The sequence below is a fragment of the Streptomyces sp. NRRL B-24085 genome (assembly GCF_001282115.1).
Lineage (GTDB): Bacteria > Actinomycetota > Actinomycetes > Streptomycetales > Streptomycetaceae > Streptomyces.
In genome coordinates, this window is record NZ_LJBR01000128.1 from 1 (window position 1) to 16,361 (window position 16,361).

The window sequence follows — 16,361 nt, forward strand, 5'->3', positions numbered from 1 at the left end:
GCGGAGCTGTCCGCTGGCGGAGGCCGCGGCGGCGCACCGGGCGATCGAGGAGAAGCGGACGACCGGCAAGCTCGTGCTGGTGCCGTGAGCACGGACGAGGGCGCCCGGTTAGGCACCGGGCGCCCTCGTCGTCGTAGCGACTGTCGTGACGTGACTACAGCTTCTCGATCACGTAGTCGATGCACTTCGTCAGCGCCTCGACGTCCGCCGGGTCGATCGCCGGGAACATCGCGACGCGGAGCTGGTTGCGGCCGAGCTTGCGGTAGGGCTCGGTGTCGACGATGCCGTTGGCGCGCAGCACCTTGGCGACCGCGGCGGCGTCGATCTCGTCGGAGAAGTCGATCGTGCCGATGACCTGGGAGCGCTTGGCCGCGTCGGTGACGAACGGCGTGGCGTGCTTGGACTCCTCCGCCCAGGTGTAGAGGCGGGTCGAGGAGTCCTTGGTGCGGGCCGTCGACCAGGCGAGACCGCCCTGGCCGTTGATCCACTCGAGCTGCTGGTTCAGCAGGAAGAGGGTGGCGAGGGCCGGGGTGTTGTACGTCTGGTTCTTGCGGGAGTTGTCGATCGCCGTGGGCAGCGAGAAGAACTCCGGGATGTGGCGGCCGGAGGCGTGGATCCGCTCGGCGCGCTCGATCGCGGCCGGGGAGAACACGCCGATCCACAGGCCGCCGTCGGAGGCGAAGGACTTCTGCGGGGCGAAGTAGTAGACGTCGGTCTCGGCGATGTCGACGGGCAGGCCGCCGGCGCCGGAGGTGGCGTCCACCAGGACCAGCGCCCCGGCGTCCGCGCCCGCGACCCGCTTGATCGGGGCGGCGACACCGGTGGAGGTCTCGTTGTGCGTGAACGCGTACACGTCGACGCCCTCCTCGGCCCGCGGCTCCGGGTGGGTGCCGGGGTCGGAGGAGACGACGGTGGGCTCGGCCAGCCAGGGGGCCAGCTTGGACGCCTTCGCGAACTTCGACGAGAACTCGCCGAAGGTCAGGTGCTGCGACTTGTTCTCGATCAGGCCGTGCGTCGCCACGTCCCAGAAAGCGGTGGAGCCGCCGTTGCCGAGGACGACCTCGTAGCCCTCGGGCAGCGAGAACAGCTCGGAGATCCCCTCGCGCACCTTGCCGACCAGGTTCTTCACCGGAGCCTGGCGGTGGGAGGTGCCGAGAAGGGAGGTACCGGTCGCGGCCAGCGCGTCCAGCGCTTCCGTCCGCACCTTGGAGGGGCCCGCGCCGAATCGACCGTCGGCGGGCTTGATGTCAGCGGGAATCTGGATCTCAGCCACGAGGGGAGCGTAGCCGCTGGGGAAACCTGGTCGAAACGTAGTCCGTCCGGTGAGACGCGGGGTGTCGGGCGGACCGGGGCCCCCGACGGCCGGCGCGGAGCCGGTCGCGCCGGCACCCCCGGGCCGGGCGGCCCCGTGGGTCGGCGGTCGGCTCCGGGGGGCCGCCGCGCGTTCCGGCGGATGCCCCGGAACGACAGTGGATCCGGTGCAGACTCGACCCCATGCCCGCCTACGACCGTATCGCCGTCCTCTCCGACATCCACGGGGTCCTGCCCGCCCTGGAAGCCGTCCTCGCCGAGCCCGACGTGGTCGCCGCCGACCGGATCGTGCTGACCGGCGACATCACCGCGGGCCCCCAACCCACCGAAGTGCTCGACGTGTTGAGGAGCCTGGGGGAGCGGGTGCTGTGGGTCGCGGGCAACGCGGACCGCGAGCTCGTCGAGTACCGCAGGGGCGAGCGGGCGGAGATCCCCGACCCGATCGGCCCCTATGCCGCGGGCCGGCTCACCGCTGCGGACGTCGACTTCCTCGCCTCGCTCCCCGCCACCCGCACCCTCACCGTCCGCGGCCTCGGCGAGGTCCTCTTCTGCCACGCCACCCCGCGCGACGACGAGGAGGTCGTCCTGGTCGACTCCCGCCCCGACCGCTGGACGGAGGTGCTCGCGGACGTCCCCGGGAGCGTCCGCACCATCGTCTGCGGCCACACCCACATGCCGTACGTCCGTCTCGCCCACGGCCGCCTGGTCGTCAACCCCGGCAGCGTCGGCATGCCGTACGGCCGCGCCGGCGCCCACTGGTGCCTGCTGGGGCCCGGCACGGACCTGCGGGTGACCCCGTACGACATCCCGGCGGCCGTGGCACGGCTGGTCGCGGAGTGCGGGTACCCGCGGATCGCCGAGTGGGCCGACCTGTACCTGCACGCGCGGGTGACGGACGCGGAGGCGCTGGCCGCCTTCGGGCCGCGCGACGGCAGGGACGACCCGTCCTGACAGACTCCGGCCATGGACACGAGCACCTGGACCCTGCGCCCCGCGACCCCGGCCGACGTCGAGCCGATAGCCGAACTGCGGGCCGTGGTGATGCGCCCCGACCTGGAGCGGCTGGGCCGGTTCGACGAACAGCGGGTGCGGCAGCGGTTCCGGGACGCCTTCGTCGCCGAACACCTGTCGGTCATCGTGGCCGACGGCCGCTTCGCGGGCTGCGTCGCGCTGCGCCCGGCCGAGGACGGACTGTGGCTGGAGCACTTCTTCGTCGACCCGGCCCTCCAGGGCCGCGGCCTGGGCTCGGCCGTCCTGCGCACCCTGCTCGCCCGCACCGACGCCGGCGGCGGACCGGTCCGGCTGAACGTCCTCCAGGGCAGCGCGGCCAGGCGGCTCTACGAGCGGCACGGCTTCGTCGTCGAGAGCGAGGACCCGGTCGACGTGTTCATGGTGCGGCGCTGAGACAGTCGTATAACGGGTTTACGCACCTGACGAAGTCCACTAATCTGGACTGAGCAGTGCAGCGTGATGAACAGTAGTCCTCGAATCGACCTCCTGGAAGCCCCGTGACCGCCCCCAGCACCGACCTGTCCTCCTCGCTCCCGGTCGCCACGACGCCCACCGGCGGCCCCCGTCGCCTCGGCTCCCTCGGCCCCGTCGGACTGGTCCTCGCCGGCGGTGTCTCCGTGCAGTTCGGCGCGGCGCTGGCCGTGACCCTGATGCCGAGGGCCGGTGCGCTCGGAGTGGTGACCCTGCGGCTGCTGGCCGCCGCGGTCGTGCTGCTCGTGGTGTGCCGCCCGCGGCTGCGCGGCCACTCCCGCGCCGACTGGGGCACGGTCGTCGTCTTCGGTCTCGCCATGGCCGCGATGAACGGCCTCTTCTACCAGGCCGTCGACCGCATCCCGCTCGGCGCCGCGGTCACCCTGGAGGTTCTCGGACCGCTCGCCCTCTCGGTGCTCGCCTCCCGCCGCGCGGTGAACCTCCTGTGGGCCGCGCTCGCCCTCGCCGGCGTCTTCCTCCTCGGCGGCGGCGGGGACTTCGGCGCCCTCGACCCGCTGGGCGTGGCCTTCGCACTGGGCGCGGGGGCGATGTGGGCGGCGTACATCGTCTTCAGCGCGCGCACCGGCCGCCGCTTCCCGCAGGCCGACGGGCTCGCCCTGGCGATGGCGGTCGGCGCGCTGGCCTTCCTGCCGTTCGGCGCCCTGGAGTCCGGCAGCAGGCTGCTCGACCCGGTGACCGTGGCCCTCGGCGCGGCGGTGGCCGTGATGTCCTCCGTCCTGCCCTACACCCTCGAACTCCTCGCCCTGCGCCGCCTGCCCGCCTCCACCTTCGCGGTCCTCATGAGCCTGGAGCCCGGTCTGGCCGCCCTCGCCGGCTTCCTGATCCTCGGCCAGTCCCTGTCCCCCCTCCAGGCCCTGGCCGTCGCGCTCGTGATCGCGGCGAGCATGGGAGCGGTGCGGACGCAGGTGGGCCGCGGCAAGGCGGTCACGCCCTGAGCCAGGTGCCCTCGGGACGCCGGCCCACTTCGGCGGGGCCTTCGCCGTCCTCGCCGGGCGCCCCGTTGCCGGCTCCTCGCGGAGGTCGGATCCGGGGGGCCCTCGACCCGCACGGCTCGTCCGACCGCCCGTGCGGGAGCCGGTGCCTTCGGTCGACCGCGCGGATCCGGCGGCCCTGCGCACGGGCGACAGCGCGGCCCGGGAAGCGGCGCCCTCGGACGCGGTACGACGTCGACTCGCGCCGCGGGTCACGAGGGGCCGGCCGGCTGGTCAGTCCGCCGGCTTCTCCCACACCGAGACGTGGGACTCGCTGTCGCCGGTGAAGGGGGCGCGCTGCCAGTCGGCCCACCGGTCCCGCAGCCGCATCCCGGCCAGCCTCGCCATGAGGTCCAGTTCCGCCGGCCACACGTACCGGAAGGGGATCGACCGGAAGGAGCCCCGGCCGTCCTCGACGCTGACGTGATGCGAGGCCATCGCCTGGGTGGCGGTGTCGTAGGTGTCGAAGCCGAGGCGGCCGTCGCCGACGTGGAAGGGCACGGCGTTCTGCCCGGGCGGCAGCTTCCGCAACTGGGGGACCATGACCTCGACGACGAACGTGCCGCCCGGCTCCAGATGGTCGGCGACATTGCGGAAGCAGTCCACCTGGGCGTCCTGGGTCGTCAGGTTCATGATCGTGTTGAAGACCAGGTAGGCGACCGAGAAACCCCCGGGCACCCGGGTCGTCGAGAAGTCCCCGATCGTCACCCCGACCGCCTCACCGCCGGGTTTGGCCCGCAGCCGCTCCGCCATCGCCCCGGACAGCTCGATCCCGTGCACCTCCACCCCGCGCGCCGCCAGCGGCAAAGCGACCCGTCCGGTGCCGACGCCCAGTTCCAGGGCCCGCCCCTCACCGGCGAGCTCTGCCAGTAGGTCCACGACCGGCTCCAGCGCCTCCGCCGTGAACATCGCCGCCGCCGACTCGTCGTACGTCGCCGCGACGGACTCCCCGAAGTAACCGTCGATATCGCTCACCGGGGGACCGTACTGCGGGGGAGGAGGTGGCCGCTTCCCAATATGCGCGCCCACGGCGACCTGCGCCGTCCCCGGTCCCGTGAAAATTAAATGCAAGCACGCTTGCTTGTTTCTGGGGTCGCTGACATCCTCGCCCCATGGCAGACCCCACGCCCGTCATCGACGACCTGTGTGCGGAGAGCGAGGAACTCGACCGGCTCGTGGCCGGGTTGAGCGCCGAGCAGTGGGCGCTCGCGACCCCCGCCCCCGGGTGGACCGTGGCCCACCAGATCGCCCACCTCGCCTGGACCGACCACTCCTCCCTGCTCGCCGTGACCGACCAGGAAGCCTTCTCCCGCGAGGTCGAGAAGGCGCTCGCGGCGCCCGGGGACTTCGTGGACGAGGGCGCGGCGGAGGGCGCCCGGAAGCCTCCGGCGCGACTGCTCGCGTACTGGCGGGCGGGCCGCGAGGACCTGGCCGAGGCCCTGCGCAACGCCCCCGAGGGTGCCCGTTTCCCCTGGTACGGCCCGCCCATGTCCACCGCCTCCATGGCCACCGCCCGCCTCATGGAGACCTGGGCGCACGGCCTGGACGTGGCGGACGCGCTGGGGGTGACCCGAGAGGCCACCGACCGGATCCGGCACATCGTCCGTCTCGGCGTCCGCACCCGCGACTTCGCCTTCGGCGTGCACGGACTGACCCCGCCCTTCGAGGAGTTCCGCATCGAACTGGTCTCCCCGTCCGGGGAGTCGTGGACCTACGGCCCCGAGAACGCCACCGACCGCGTCACCGGCCCCGCCCTCGACCTCTGCCTCCTGGTCACCCAACGAGCCCACCGAGCCGACCTCGCCCTGCACGCCGAGGGCGAGGACGCGAACCGCTGGCTCGACATCGCCCAGGCCTTCGCAGGCCCACCCGGCAAGGGCCGCCCGGCGAAGGGGTCGGTCGCGTGAGTCGGCGTACGGGTGACGCCGTCGGTCATGGCAGTGGTTCCTCCGGCCCCGGCGCCCAGTGCGCGGGGCCCGGTCGGCGGCTCGGCTTCGCCCCCGCGGGGCCGACCCCCGTGGGACGCGCGCCCAAGGGGGCGGGCCGGTGACTCCTCTGCGGGTCGGCAATGCCTCCGGCTTCTACGGCGACCGCTTCGACGCCCTGCGCGAGATGCTCACCGGTGGCGAGCTCGACGTCCTCACCGGTGACTATCTCGCCGAACTGACCATGCTCATCCTGGGCCGGGACCGGCTGAAGGACCCGGCGGCGGGTTACGCCCGCACGTTCCTGCGGCAGTTGGAGGAGGGCCTCGGCCTGGCGCGGGAGCGGGGAGTCCGGATCGTCGCCAACGCGGGCGGCCTCAACCCGGCCGGACTCGCCGCGAGGGTCAGGGAGTTGGCGGACCGGCTGGGCCTGGACGTGCGGGTCGCGCATGTCGAGGGCGACGATCTCACCGCCCGGTACCCGGGCAGTCTCGCCGCCCACGCCTACCTCGGCGGCTTCGGCATCGCGGCCTGTCTGCGTGAGGGCGCGGACGTGGTCGTGACCGGCCGGGTGACGGACGCGGCCCTGGTCACCGGGCCCGCCGCCGCCCACTTCGGCTGGGGCCCTGCCGAGTACGACCGCCTCGCGGGAGCGGTCGTCGCCGGGCACGTCCTGGAGTGCGGGACCCAGGCGACCGGCGGGAACTACGCGTTCTTCGCCGAGGGCGGGCACGATCTGCGCAGGCCCGGCTTCCCCCTCGCCGAAATCCACGAGGACGGCACCGCCGTCATCACCAAGCACCCCGGCACCGGCGGCTTCGTGGACGTCGGCACGGTGACGGCCCAACTGCTGTACGAGACGCAGGGCGCCCGGTACGCGGGACCGGACGTCACCGCCCGCCTCGACACGGTCCGCCTCGCCCTGGACGGTCCTGACCGCGTCCGGATCTCCGGCGTCCGCGGGGAGGCCCCGCCGCCCACCCTCAAAGTCGGCCTCAACCGCCTCGGCGGCTTCCGCAACGAGGTCACGTTCGTCCTGACCGGCCTGGACATCGAGGCCAAGGCAGCGCTGGTGCGGCGGCAGTTGGAGCCGGCCCTCGCCAAGGTCACCGACGTGCGCTGGGACCTGGTCCGCACGGACCGCCCGGACGCCGGCACGGAGGAGACCGCCAGCGCCCTGCTGCGGCTGGTCGTCCGGGACGCGGACCAGGAGACCGTCGGACGCGCGCTCAGTGGGGCCGCCGTGGAACTGGCCCTCGCGAGCTACCCCGGGTTCCATGTGCTGGCGCCACCCGGGAAGGGCTCGCCCTACGGCGTCTTCGAGGACGCGTACGTCCCCCAGGAGGCCGTGGACCATGTGGCCGTCCTCCCCGACGGACGACGAATTCCCGTGGCCCCCGCCCAGGAGACCGCCGTACCCGAGAACCCGCCGGAACCGTCCCTGCCCGAGCCGCCGCCGTCCGGCCCGACCCGGCGGGCCCCCCTCGGGCTCGTCGCCGGGGCCCGCAGCGGGGACAAGGGCGGGAACGCCAACGTCGGCGTGTGGGCACGCACGGACGAGGGCTGGCGCTGGCTAGCGCACACGCTCACCGTGGAGCGGCTGCGCGAACTCCTGCCGGAGACGGCCGACCTGCCCGTCACCCGGCACGCCCTCCCGCACCTGCGCGCCCTGAACTTCGTCGTGGAGGGAATCCTCGGCGAGGGCGTCGCCGCCCAGCACCGCTTCGACCCGCAGGCCAAGGCCCTCGGCGAATGGCTGCGCTCCCGCCACCTGGACATCCCGGAGGCCCTGCTGTGACGATCCTTCAGTCCACCCTCGACACCACCGGCCCCGACCACCGGGCCCACCGCGACTCCATGCTCGGCAAGCTCGCCGAACTGGACGCCGAGCACGCGAAGGCGCTCGCGGGCGGCGGCGAGAAGTACGTCCAACGGCACCGTGAGCGAGGCAAGCTGCTCGCCCGGGAGCGGATCGAGCTGCTCCTCGACCCCGACACACCCTTCCTGGAACTGTCCCCGCTGGCCGCCTGGGGCAGCGACTACACCGTCGGCGCCTCCCTCGTCACCGGCATCGGCGTGGTCGAGGGCGTGGAGTGCCTGATCACCGCCAACGACCCGACCGTGCGCGGCGGTGCGAGCAATCCCTGGTCGCTGAAGAAGGCCCTGCGGGCCAACGACATCGCCCTCGCCAACCGGTTGCCCTGCATCAGCCTGGTGGAGTCCGGCGGCGCCGACCTGCCCTCCCAGAAGGAGATCTTCATCCCGGGCGGAGCGATCTTCCGGGACCTGACGAGACTGTCGGCGGCCGGGATCCCGACCGTCGCCGTCGTCTTCGGCAACTCGACGGCCGGCGGCGCCTACGTCCCCGGCATGTCCGACCACGTGATCATGGTCAAGGAGCGGGCCAAGGTGTTCCTGGGCGGCCCGCCCCTGGTCAGGATGGCCACCGGCGAGGAGAGCGACGACGAGTCCCTCGGCGGGGCCGAGATGCACGCGCGCGTGTCCGGTCTCGCGGACTACTTCGCCGTGGACGAGCGGGACGCGCTCAGGCAGGCCCGGCGGGTCGTGGCCCGCCTCAACCACCGCAAGGCGTACGACGATCCGGGCCCGGCCGAGCCGCCCAAGTACGACCCGGAGGAACTCCTCGGCATCGTCCCAGGCGATCTCAGGACCCCCTTCGACCCGCGCGAGGTGATCGCCCGGATCGTCGACGCCTCCGACTTCGACGAGTTCAAGCCGCTGTACGGCACCAGCCTCGCGACCGGCTGGGCCTCGCTGCACGGCTATCCGGTCGGCATCCTGGCCAACGCCCAGGGCATCCTGTTCTCCGAGGAGTCCCAAAAAGCCGCCCAGTTCATCCAGTTGGCGAACCAGCGGGACATCCCCCTGCTCTTCCTGCACAACACCACCGGTTACATGGTCGGCAAGGAGTACGAGCAGGGCGGCATCATCAAGCACGGCGCGATGATGATCAACGCTGTCAGCAACTCGAAGGTCCCGCACCTGTCCGTCCTCATGGGCGCCTCCTACGGCGCCGGGCACTACGGCATGTGCGGCCGCGCCTACGACCCCCGCTTCCTGTTCGCCTGGCCCAGCGCCAAGTCGGCCGTCATGGGCCCCCAGCAGCTGGCCGGCGTGCTCTCCATCGTGGCCCGCCAGTCGGCCGCGGCGAAGGGCCGCCCGTACGACGAGGAGGGCGACGCCGCCCTGCGCGCCATGGTGGAACAGCAGATCGAGTCCGAGTCGCTGCCCATGTTCCTGTCCGGGCGGCTCTACGACGACGGCGTCATCGACCCCCGCGACACCCGGACGGTCCTCGGCATGTGCCTGTCCGCGATCCACACCGCCCCCTACGAGGGCGCACGCGGCGGCTTCGGCGTCTTCCGGATGTGAGGAACCCTTCAGTGATCACTTCTGTGCTCGTCGCCAACCGGGGCGAGATCGCCTGCCGGATCTTCCGCACCTGCCACGAACTCGGCATCCGGACGGTCGCCGTGTACTCGGACCCGGACGCGGACGCCCTCCACACGCGCGTGGCCGACACGGCGGTACGGCTCCCGGGCGCGGCCCCCGCCGACACCTACCTGCGCGCCGACCTGATCGTGAAGGCGGCGCTCGACGCCGGCGCCGACGCCGTGCACCCCGGCTACGGCTTCCTCTCCGAGAACGCCGACTTCGCGCGGGCCGTCCTGGACGCGGGCCTGACCTGGATCGGACCGCCCCCGTCCGCGATCGAGGCGATGGCGTCCAAGACCCGCGCCAAGGAACTGATGGGCCTGGCACCCCTGCGGGACGTGACGCCGGCCGACCTGCCGGTGCTGGTGAAGGCGGCGGCGGGCGGCGGCGGCCGCGGCATGCGGATCGTGCGCCGCACGGAGGACCTGACGGCCGCCCTGGAGAGCGCCCGCGCCGAGGCCGCGAGCGCCTTCGGCGACGGCGAGGTCTTCGTCGAGCCGTACGTCGAGGACGGCCGCCATGTGGAGGTCCAGATCCTCGCCGACACCCACGGCACGGTCTGGGCCCTGGGCACCCGCGACTGCTCGCTCCAGCGCCGCCACCAGAAGGTGATCGAGGAGGCCCCGGCCCCCGGACTCCCGGAGAGCCTCACCGCGGAACTGCACGAGCTGGCGGTACGGGCGGCCCGCGCGGTGGACTACGTGGGCGCGGGCACGGTCGAGTTCCTGGTCTCCGGGACCAAGGCCCACTTCCTGGAGATGAACACCCGCCTCCAGGTCGAACACCCGGTGACGGAGGCGGTGTTCGGCCTGGACCTGGTGGCGGAGCAGCTCCGGGTCGCGGAGGGGGCCGCCCTGCCCGACGAGCCGCCACCCGCGCGGGGCCACGCGGTCGAGGCCCGCCTGTACGCCGAGGACCCGGCACGGGACTGGACCCCGCAGACCGGCATCCTGCACCGCTTCTCGGTCCCCCCGTCCGTCCGCCTGGACACCGGCTACGAGAGCGGCGACGACATCGGCGTCCACTACGACCCGATGCTCGCCAAGGTCGTCGCCCACGCCCCCACGCGCGCGGAGGCGGTCCGCAGACTGGCGGGCGCGCTGGAGCGGGCGACCATCCACGGCCCGGCCACGAACCGGGACCTGCTGGTCAACTCCCTGCGCCACGAGGAGTTCGCCACGGCCCGCATGGACACCGGCTTCTACGACCGGCACCTGCCCGAACTCACCGAGCCCGTCCCGGACCCGCTGGCCCCCCTGGCGGCGGCCCTCGCGGACGCGGTCGGCCGCTCCCGCTACGGCGGCTTCCGCAACCTTCCCTCCTCCCCGCAGACCAAGCGCTACGAGTCGGCGGGCGAGGAGCACGAGGTCTCCTACCGCCACACCAGGAACGGCCTGGAGGCGGACGGGGTCCGGGTGGTCCACGCGGACGCGAGCAGGGTCGTACTCGAAGCGGCGGGCGTTCGGCGGACGTTCGAGGTGGCGCGGTACGGCGACGAGGTGTACGTGGGCGCCACGGCCCTCAGGGCGCTGCCCCGCTTCCCGGACCCGCAGGCCCAGCTGGCCCCCGGCTCCCTCCTGGCCCCCATGCCGGGCACGGTCGTACGCGTCGCGGACGGCCTGGGCGAGGGGACGGCCGTGGAGGCGGGCCAGCCCCTCCTGTGGCTGGAGGCGATGAAGATGGAACACAGGATCACGGCTCCCCACGCGGGAACGCTCAGCGAACTGAATGCAGTTGTCGGCCAACAGGTAACGGTCGGCTCTCTACTGGCGGTAGTCGAGCCCACCTAGGGGCGCGGGGCCGTATCAATGTGCGGCTACCGCCGCGCGGGCGCGACCAGCCACAACGAAGGAGCCACATGCCCACGATCGAAACGGACGAGCACAAAGCCCTCCGCGCAGCAGTAGCCGCTCTCGGCAAGCGCCACGGCCGCGACTACGACCGAGAGGCACTCTGGTCAGAGGCAGCCAAGCTCGGTTATCTCGGCGTCAACCTGCCGGAGGCATACGGCGGAGGAGGCGGCGGAATCTCCGAACTCTCCATCGTCCTCGAAGAGCTGGGCGCGGCCGGCGCCCCCCTCCTGATGATGATCGTGTCCCCCGCCATCTGCGGCACGGTGATCGCCCGCTTCGGCACGGAGGCCCAGAAGCAGGAGTGGCTCCCGGCGCTCGCCGACGGCACCCGCACGATGGCCTTCGGCATCACCGAACCCGACGCCGGCTCCAACAGCCACCGCATCAGCACCACGGCCCGCCGCGACCCGGACACCGGGGACTGGCTGCTCACCGGCCGCAAGGTGTTCGTTTCCGGCGTCGACATCGCCGACGCCACCCTCATCGTGGGCCGTACGGAGGACGCCCGGACCGGCCGCCTCAAGCCCTGCCTGTTCATCGTCCCCCGGGACGCCCCGGGCTTCGGCAGGCGCCGTATCGAGATGGAACTGAACGCCCAGGAGAAGCAGTTCGAGCTCACCCTCGACGACGTGCGGCTCCCCGCAGGGGCGCTCGTGGGGGACGAGGACGCGGGCCTGCTCCAGCTCTTCGCGGGCCTCAACCCCGAACGCGTCATGACGGCCGCCTTCGCGATCGGCATGGGCCGCTACGCGCTCTCCCGGGCGATCACCTACGCCAAGGACCGCACGGTGTGGAACACCCCCATCGGCGCCCACCAGGCCATCGCCCACCCGCTCGCCCAGGCCCACATCGACCTCGAACTCGCCCGCCTGATGACACAGAAGGCCGCCCACCTCTACGACGAGGGCGACGACGTGGCCGCGGGAGAGGCCGCGAACATGGCCAAGTACGCCGCGGGGGAGGCCTGTGTGAAGGCCGTGGACCAGGCCGTCCACACCCTCGGCGGCAACGGCCTCACCAAGGAGTTCGGGATCGCCTCGCTGATAACGGCCGCGCGCGTGGCTCGTATCGCACCGGTCAGCAGGGAGATGATTCTCAACTACGTCTCCCACCAGACCCTGGGCCTGCCCAAGTCGTACTAGGCCGTCCTGGAAGGCCGTCTTGGAGGAACCGTGTTCCGCAGCGAGTACGCAGACGTCCAGCCCGTAGAACTGCCCATCCACGACGCCGTGCTGGCGCGCGCTCCCGAGTTCGGTGACGCGCCCGCCCTGATCGACGGCACCGACGGCACCACCCTCACGTACGCACAGCTCGACCGGTTCCACCGCCGGGTCGCCGCGGGTCTCGCGGAGGCGGGCGTCGCCAAGGGGGACGTGCTCGCGCTGCACAGCCCCAACACGATCGCCTTCCCGACCGCGTTCTACGCCGCCACCCGCGCGGGCGCCTCCGTGACGACCGTGCACCCGCTCGCCACGGCCGAGGAGTTCGCCAAGCAGCTCTCCGACTCCGCGGCCCGCTGGATCGTCACCGTCTCGCCGCTCCTGGCGACCGCCCGCCGGGCCGCCGAACTCGCGGGCGGGGTACGGGAGATATTCGTCTGCGACAGCGCCCCCGGCCACCGCTCCCTCATCGACATGCTCGCCTCGACGGCCCCCGAGCCGCACGTCGACATCGACCCGGTGACGGACGTGGCGGCCCTGCCGTACTCCTCGGGCACCACCGGCACCCCCAAGGGGGTGATGCTCACCCACCGGCAGATCGCCACCAACCTCGCCCAGCTCCAGCCGCTGATGTCGGCGGGCCCCGAGGACCGCATCCTCGCGGTCCTGCCGTTCTTCCACATCTACGGCCTCACGGCCCTCATGAACGCGCCCCTGCGCGTCGGCGCGAGCGTCGTCGTCCTGCCCCGCTTCGACCTGGAGACCTTCCTCGCGGCCATCCAGAACCACCGCATCACCGGCCTGTACGTGGCCCCGCCGATCGTCCTCGCCCTCGCCAAGCATCCGCTGGTCGAGCAGTACGACCTGTCGTCCCTGCGCTACCTCGTCAGCGCCGCCGCCCCGCTGGACGCCCGGCTCGCCGCCGCCTGTTCGGCCCGGCTCGGCCTCCCGCCCGTCGGCCAGGCGTACGGCATGACGGAACTCTCGCCCGGCACCCACGTCGTCCCCCTGTCCGCCATGCGCGAGGCGCCCCCGGGGACCGTCGGCAAGCTCATCGCCGGCACCGAGATGCGGATCGTCTCCCTCGACGACCCCGCCAAGGACCTCGACACCGGCGAACCCGGCGAGATCCTCATCCGGGGCCCGCAGATCATGAAGGGCTACCTCGGCCGCCCCGACGACACCGCCGCCATGATCGACGCCGACGGCTGGCTGCACACCGGGGACGTCGGCCATGTCGACGCCGACGGCTGGCTGTTCGTCGTCGACCGGGTCAAGGAGCTCATCAAGTACAAGGGCTTCCAGGTGGCCCCCGCCGAACTGGAGGCCCTCCTGCTCACCCATCCCGGCATCGCCGACGCGGCCGTCATCGGCGTCTACAACGACCAGGGCAACGAGGTCCCGCACGCCTTCGTCGTCCGCCAGCCCACCGCGAGCGACCTCACCGAGAGCGAGGTCATGATGTACGTCGCCGAACGCGTCGCCCCCTACAAGCGCGTCCGCCAGGTCACCTTCACCGACGCCGTGCCCCGGGCCGCCTCCGGCAAGATCCTGCGACGACAGCTCAGGGAGCGCACATGACACCGATCGCCCGCGCCGGCGCACGCGGCGTGGAGACCCTCGCCCTCGACTCCCCGCACAACCGCAACGCCCTGTCGGCCACGCTGGTGGGGGAGCTGTCCACCGCGCTGGCGGACTGCGCCAAGGACGACACCGTCCGCGCGATCGTCCTCACCCACACCGGCAACACCTTCTCCGCGGGCGCCGACCTCAAGGACCCCCCGGACCCGGACGCCCTGGTCGGGCTCCTGCGCCAGATCGTCGAACTCGGCAAACCGGTCGTCGCCCGCGTCACCGGGCACGTCCGCGCGGGCGGCCTCGGCCTCCTCGCCGCCTGCGACATCGCCGCCGCGTCCACGCAGTCGACGTTCGCCTTCACCGAGGTGCGGATCGGGGTCGCCCCCGCGGTCATCTCACTGACCCTGCTGCCCCGCACCGACCCCCGCGCCCTCGCCCGCCACTACCTCACCGGCGAGCGCTTCGACGCGGCCGAGGCGGCCCGCATCGGCCTGGTGACGGCGGCGGGCGACGACGTGGACGCCGTACTCGAACCGATCCTGGACGGTCTGCGCCGGGCCGCCCCCGAGGCCCTGGCCGAGACGAAACGGCTGCTCACCGCTAGGGTGCTGGAGGCCTTCGACCGGGACGCGGCCGACCTGACCGCGCTCTCGGCCCGGCTGTTCGCCTCGCCGCACGCGCGCGAGGGGATGACGGCCTTCCTGGAACGACGGGATCCCTCATGGGTGGTGTGACCACGATCGGCGACCGGGCCGACCGCGTGCCGAAGCAGGACCGCAGCCGGGCCACCCGGCAGCGCCTCCTCGAAGCCGCCGTGGCCTGCCTCGCCGAACACGGCTGGGCCGGCTCCACGGTCACCGTGGTCGCCGAACGTGCCGGGGTCTCCCGGGGCGCCGCCCAGCACCACTTCCCGACCCGCGAGGACCTCTTCACGGCCGCCGTCGAATACGTCGCGGAGGAACGCTCCACGGCCCTGCGCGCCCTGTTCCCCGAGGGCGCGGCGGACGACCGGCGAGCGGTCATCTCGGCCCTGGTCGACCTCTACACGGGCCCCCTCTTCCGGGCCGCCCTCCACCTGTGGGTCGCCGCCTCCAACGAGGAGCAACTGCGCCCCCGGGTGACCGAGCTGGAGGCGAGGGTGGGCCGGGAGACCCACCGGATCGCCGTGGACCTCCTGGGCGCGGACGAATCGAAGCCGGGCGTCCGGGAAACGGTCCAGGGCCTCCTGGACATGGCGAGGGGCCTGGGCCTGGCGAATCTCCTCACGGACGACAAGGCCCGCCGGGACAAAGTGGTCACGCAGTGGACAGCACTGCTGAACGAGGCGCTGGTCTAGGTTTTCAGGGGCGCGGGGAACTGCGCGACAAGCCACAACGCACCCGCAGCCGCCCACGCCCCTCAAGCACCCCCCTCAGTGGGCGATGCTCTCGTACCCCTCGATGTCCCGCGGATTCCGCGATCCGGGCCCCACATACCGCGCAGACGGCCGCACCAGCCGCCCCGTCCGCTTCTGCTCAAGAATGTGCGCCGACCACCCGGCCGTCCGCGCACACGTGAACATCGACGTGAACATGTGCGCCGGCACCTCCGCGAAGTCGAGCACGATCGCCGCCCAGAACTCCACGTTGGTGGCAAGCACCCGGTCCGGCCGGCGCGCGTGCAACTCCGCCAGCGCCGCCTTCTCCAGCGCCTCCGCGATCTCGAACCGGGGCGCCCCCAGCTCGCGAGCCGTACGACGCAGCACGCGCGCGCGGGGGTCCTCGGCCCGGTACACCCGGTGCCCGAACCCCATCAGCCGCTCACCGCGGTCCAGCGCCTGCCTGACGTACGCCTCGGCGTCCCCGGTCCGCTCGATCTCCTCGATCATCCCGAGCACCCGGGACGGCGCCCCGCCGTGCAGCGGCCCGGACATGGCACCCACGGCACCGGACAGCGCGGCGGCGACATCGGCCCCCGTGGAGGCGATCACGCGCGCGGTGAACGTCGACGCGTTCATCCCGTGCTCCGCGGCCGACGTCCAGTACGCGTCCACCGCGGCCACGTGCTTCGGGTCCGGCTCCCCGCGCCAGCGGATCATGAACCGCTCGACGACGGACTGAGCCTTGTCGATCTCCCGCTGCGGCACCATCGGCCGCCCCTGCCCGCGCGCGGACTGGGCGACGTAGGACAGAGCCATCACGGCGGCCCGGGCGAGGTCGGCACGCGCCTGCTCGGCATCGATGTCCAGCAGCGGTTTGAGCCCCCAGACCGGCGCGAGCATGGCCAGCGCCGACTGGACGTCCACGCGGATGTCCCCGGAGTGCACCGGGATCGGGAACGGCTCGGCGGGCGGCAGGCCGGGGTTGAAGGCGCCGTCGACCAGCAGCCCCCACACGTTGCCGAACGAGACGTGGCCGACCAGATCCTCGATGTCGACGCCCCGGTACCGCAGCGCGCCGCCCTCCTTGTCCGGTTCGGCGATCTCCGTCTCGAACGCGACGACTCCTTCGAGACCAGGTACAAAGCCGGGGTCGAGGTCGGACATCAGGCGGCTCCTCGTGATGTGTACGACGGATGACGCCACGATATCCCCGGGTGCCACCTTTGGGGAGAGTCGGCGGCACT

The 16,361-nt window shown here is 72.6% G+C and carries 15 protein-coding genes; 12 read left to right on the forward strand and 3 right to left on the reverse strand.

Annotation, left to right across the window (positions count from 1 at the left end; translation table 11 throughout):
- Positions 1 to 13: 13 nt before the first annotated feature.
- Complete coding sequence (locus AOJ26_RS41855; protein ID WP_234358568.1) at positions 14 to 88, forward strand: hypothetical protein; 75 nt, start codon at positions 14 to 16, stop codon at positions 86 to 88.
- Between the two features lie 66 nt (positions 89 to 154).
- On the opposite strand, the gene serC is transcribed toward AOJ26_RS41855, so the two are convergent.
- The gene (serC, locus tag AOJ26_RS16105) at positions 155 to 1,273 is read right to left on the reverse strand and encodes a phosphoserine transaminase (protein WP_053848976.1); all 1,119 of its coding nucleotides are present in this window, start codon (positions 1,271 to 1,273) and stop codon (positions 155 to 157) included.
- Positions 1,274 to 1,494: 221 nt separating this feature from the next.
- Between serC and AOJ26_RS16110 the strand changes: the two genes are divergently transcribed.
- The 3 genes from AOJ26_RS16110 (at position 1,495) to AOJ26_RS16120 (ending at position 3,749) form a co-directional block, all read left to right on the forward strand.
- The gene (locus tag AOJ26_RS16110; RefSeq protein WP_053848977.1) at positions 1,495 to 2,262 is read left to right on the forward strand and encodes a metallophosphoesterase family protein; all 768 of its coding nucleotides are present in this window, start codon (positions 1,495 to 1,497) and stop codon (positions 2,260 to 2,262) included.
- Positions 2,263 to 2,274: 12 nt separating this feature from the next.
- Positions 2,275 to 2,715: a GNAT family N-acetyltransferase gene (locus AOJ26_RS16115; RefSeq protein ID WP_053848978.1), complete on the forward strand. Its 441-nt coding sequence runs from the start codon at positions 2,275 to 2,277 to the stop codon at positions 2,713 to 2,715.
- A 104-nt stretch (positions 2,716 to 2,819) separates the two neighbouring features.
- Complete coding sequence (locus AOJ26_RS16120; RefSeq protein WP_053848979.1) at positions 2,820 to 3,749, forward strand: EamA family transporter; 930 nt, start codon at positions 2,820 to 2,822, stop codon at positions 3,747 to 3,749.
- 270 nt (positions 3,750 to 4,019) lie between these two features.
- Here the strand turns inward: AOJ26_RS16120 and AOJ26_RS16125 are convergent, their stop codons facing one another.
- Positions 4,020 to 4,760 (reverse strand): class I SAM-dependent DNA methyltransferase, encoded by a 741-nt coding sequence (locus tag AOJ26_RS16125; RefSeq protein ID WP_053848980.1) that lies wholly within the window; start codon positions 4,758 to 4,760, stop codon positions 4,020 to 4,022.
- Positions 4,761 to 4,897: 137 nt separating this feature from the next.
- Between AOJ26_RS16125 and AOJ26_RS16130 the strand changes: the two genes are divergently transcribed.
- The 8 genes from AOJ26_RS16130 to AOJ26_RS16165 all read left to right on the forward strand — a co-directional run bounded on the left by AOJ26_RS16130 (position 4,898) and on the right by AOJ26_RS16165 (position 15,093).
- Positions 4,898 to 5,692 carry a TIGR03084 family metal-binding protein gene (locus AOJ26_RS16130; RefSeq protein ID WP_053848981.1) on the forward strand — a complete coding sequence of 265 codons (795 nt, stop codon included), beginning with the start codon at positions 4,898 to 4,900 and terminating at the stop codon, positions 5,690 to 5,692.
- Positions 5,693 to 5,831: 139 nt separating this feature from the next.
- Entirely contained in the window at positions 5,832 to 7,508 is a 1,677-nt protein-coding gene (locus AOJ26_RS16135) for an acyclic terpene utilization AtuA family protein (RefSeq protein WP_053848982.1), read from the forward strand.
- Positions 7,463 to 9,103 (forward strand): acyl-CoA carboxylase subunit beta, encoded by a 1,641-nt coding sequence (locus AOJ26_RS16140; protein ID WP_373413202.1) that lies wholly within the window; start codon positions 7,463 to 7,465, stop codon positions 9,101 to 9,103. The genes AOJ26_RS16135 and AOJ26_RS16140 overlap by 46 nt, the downstream gene beginning before the upstream one ends.
- Before the next feature lie 11 nt (positions 9,104 to 9,114).
- On the forward strand, positions 9,115 to 10,956 hold the full coding sequence (locus AOJ26_RS16145) for an acetyl/propionyl/methylcrotonyl-CoA carboxylase subunit alpha (RefSeq protein ID WP_053848984.1): 1,842 nt from the start codon (positions 9,115 to 9,117) through the stop codon (positions 10,954 to 10,956).
- Between the two features lie 68 nt (positions 10,957 to 11,024).
- Positions 11,025 to 12,161 (forward strand): acyl-CoA dehydrogenase family protein, encoded by a 1,137-nt coding sequence (locus AOJ26_RS16150; protein ID WP_053848985.1) that lies wholly within the window; start codon positions 11,025 to 11,027, stop codon positions 12,159 to 12,161.
- A 30-nt stretch (positions 12,162 to 12,191) separates the two neighbouring features.
- Positions 12,192 to 13,760, forward strand: a complete 1,569-nt coding sequence (locus AOJ26_RS16155) for a 4-coumarate--CoA ligase family protein (RefSeq protein ID WP_053848986.1) — start codon at positions 12,192 to 12,194, stop codon at positions 13,758 to 13,760.
- The gene (locus AOJ26_RS16160) at positions 13,757 to 14,491 is read left to right on the forward strand and encodes an enoyl-CoA hydratase family protein (protein ID WP_053848987.1); all 735 of its coding nucleotides are present in this window, start codon (positions 13,757 to 13,759) and stop codon (positions 14,489 to 14,491) included. Before AOJ26_RS16155 ends, AOJ26_RS16160 begins: the two co-directional genes overlap by 4 nt.
- Positions 14,479 to 15,093, forward strand: a complete 615-nt coding sequence (locus AOJ26_RS16165; protein WP_053848988.1) for a TetR/AcrR family transcriptional regulator — start codon at positions 14,479 to 14,481, stop codon at positions 15,091 to 15,093. The genes AOJ26_RS16160 and AOJ26_RS16165 overlap by 13 nt, the downstream gene beginning before the upstream one ends.
- A gap of 75 nt (positions 15,094 to 15,168) precedes the next feature.
- On the opposite strand, the gene AOJ26_RS16170 is transcribed toward AOJ26_RS16165, so the two are convergent.
- Positions 15,169 to 16,281, reverse strand: a complete 1,113-nt coding sequence (locus tag AOJ26_RS16170) for a citrate synthase 2 (RefSeq protein WP_179200367.1) — start codon at positions 16,279 to 16,281, stop codon at positions 15,169 to 15,171.
- Positions 16,282 to 16,361: the final 80 nt, after the last annotated feature.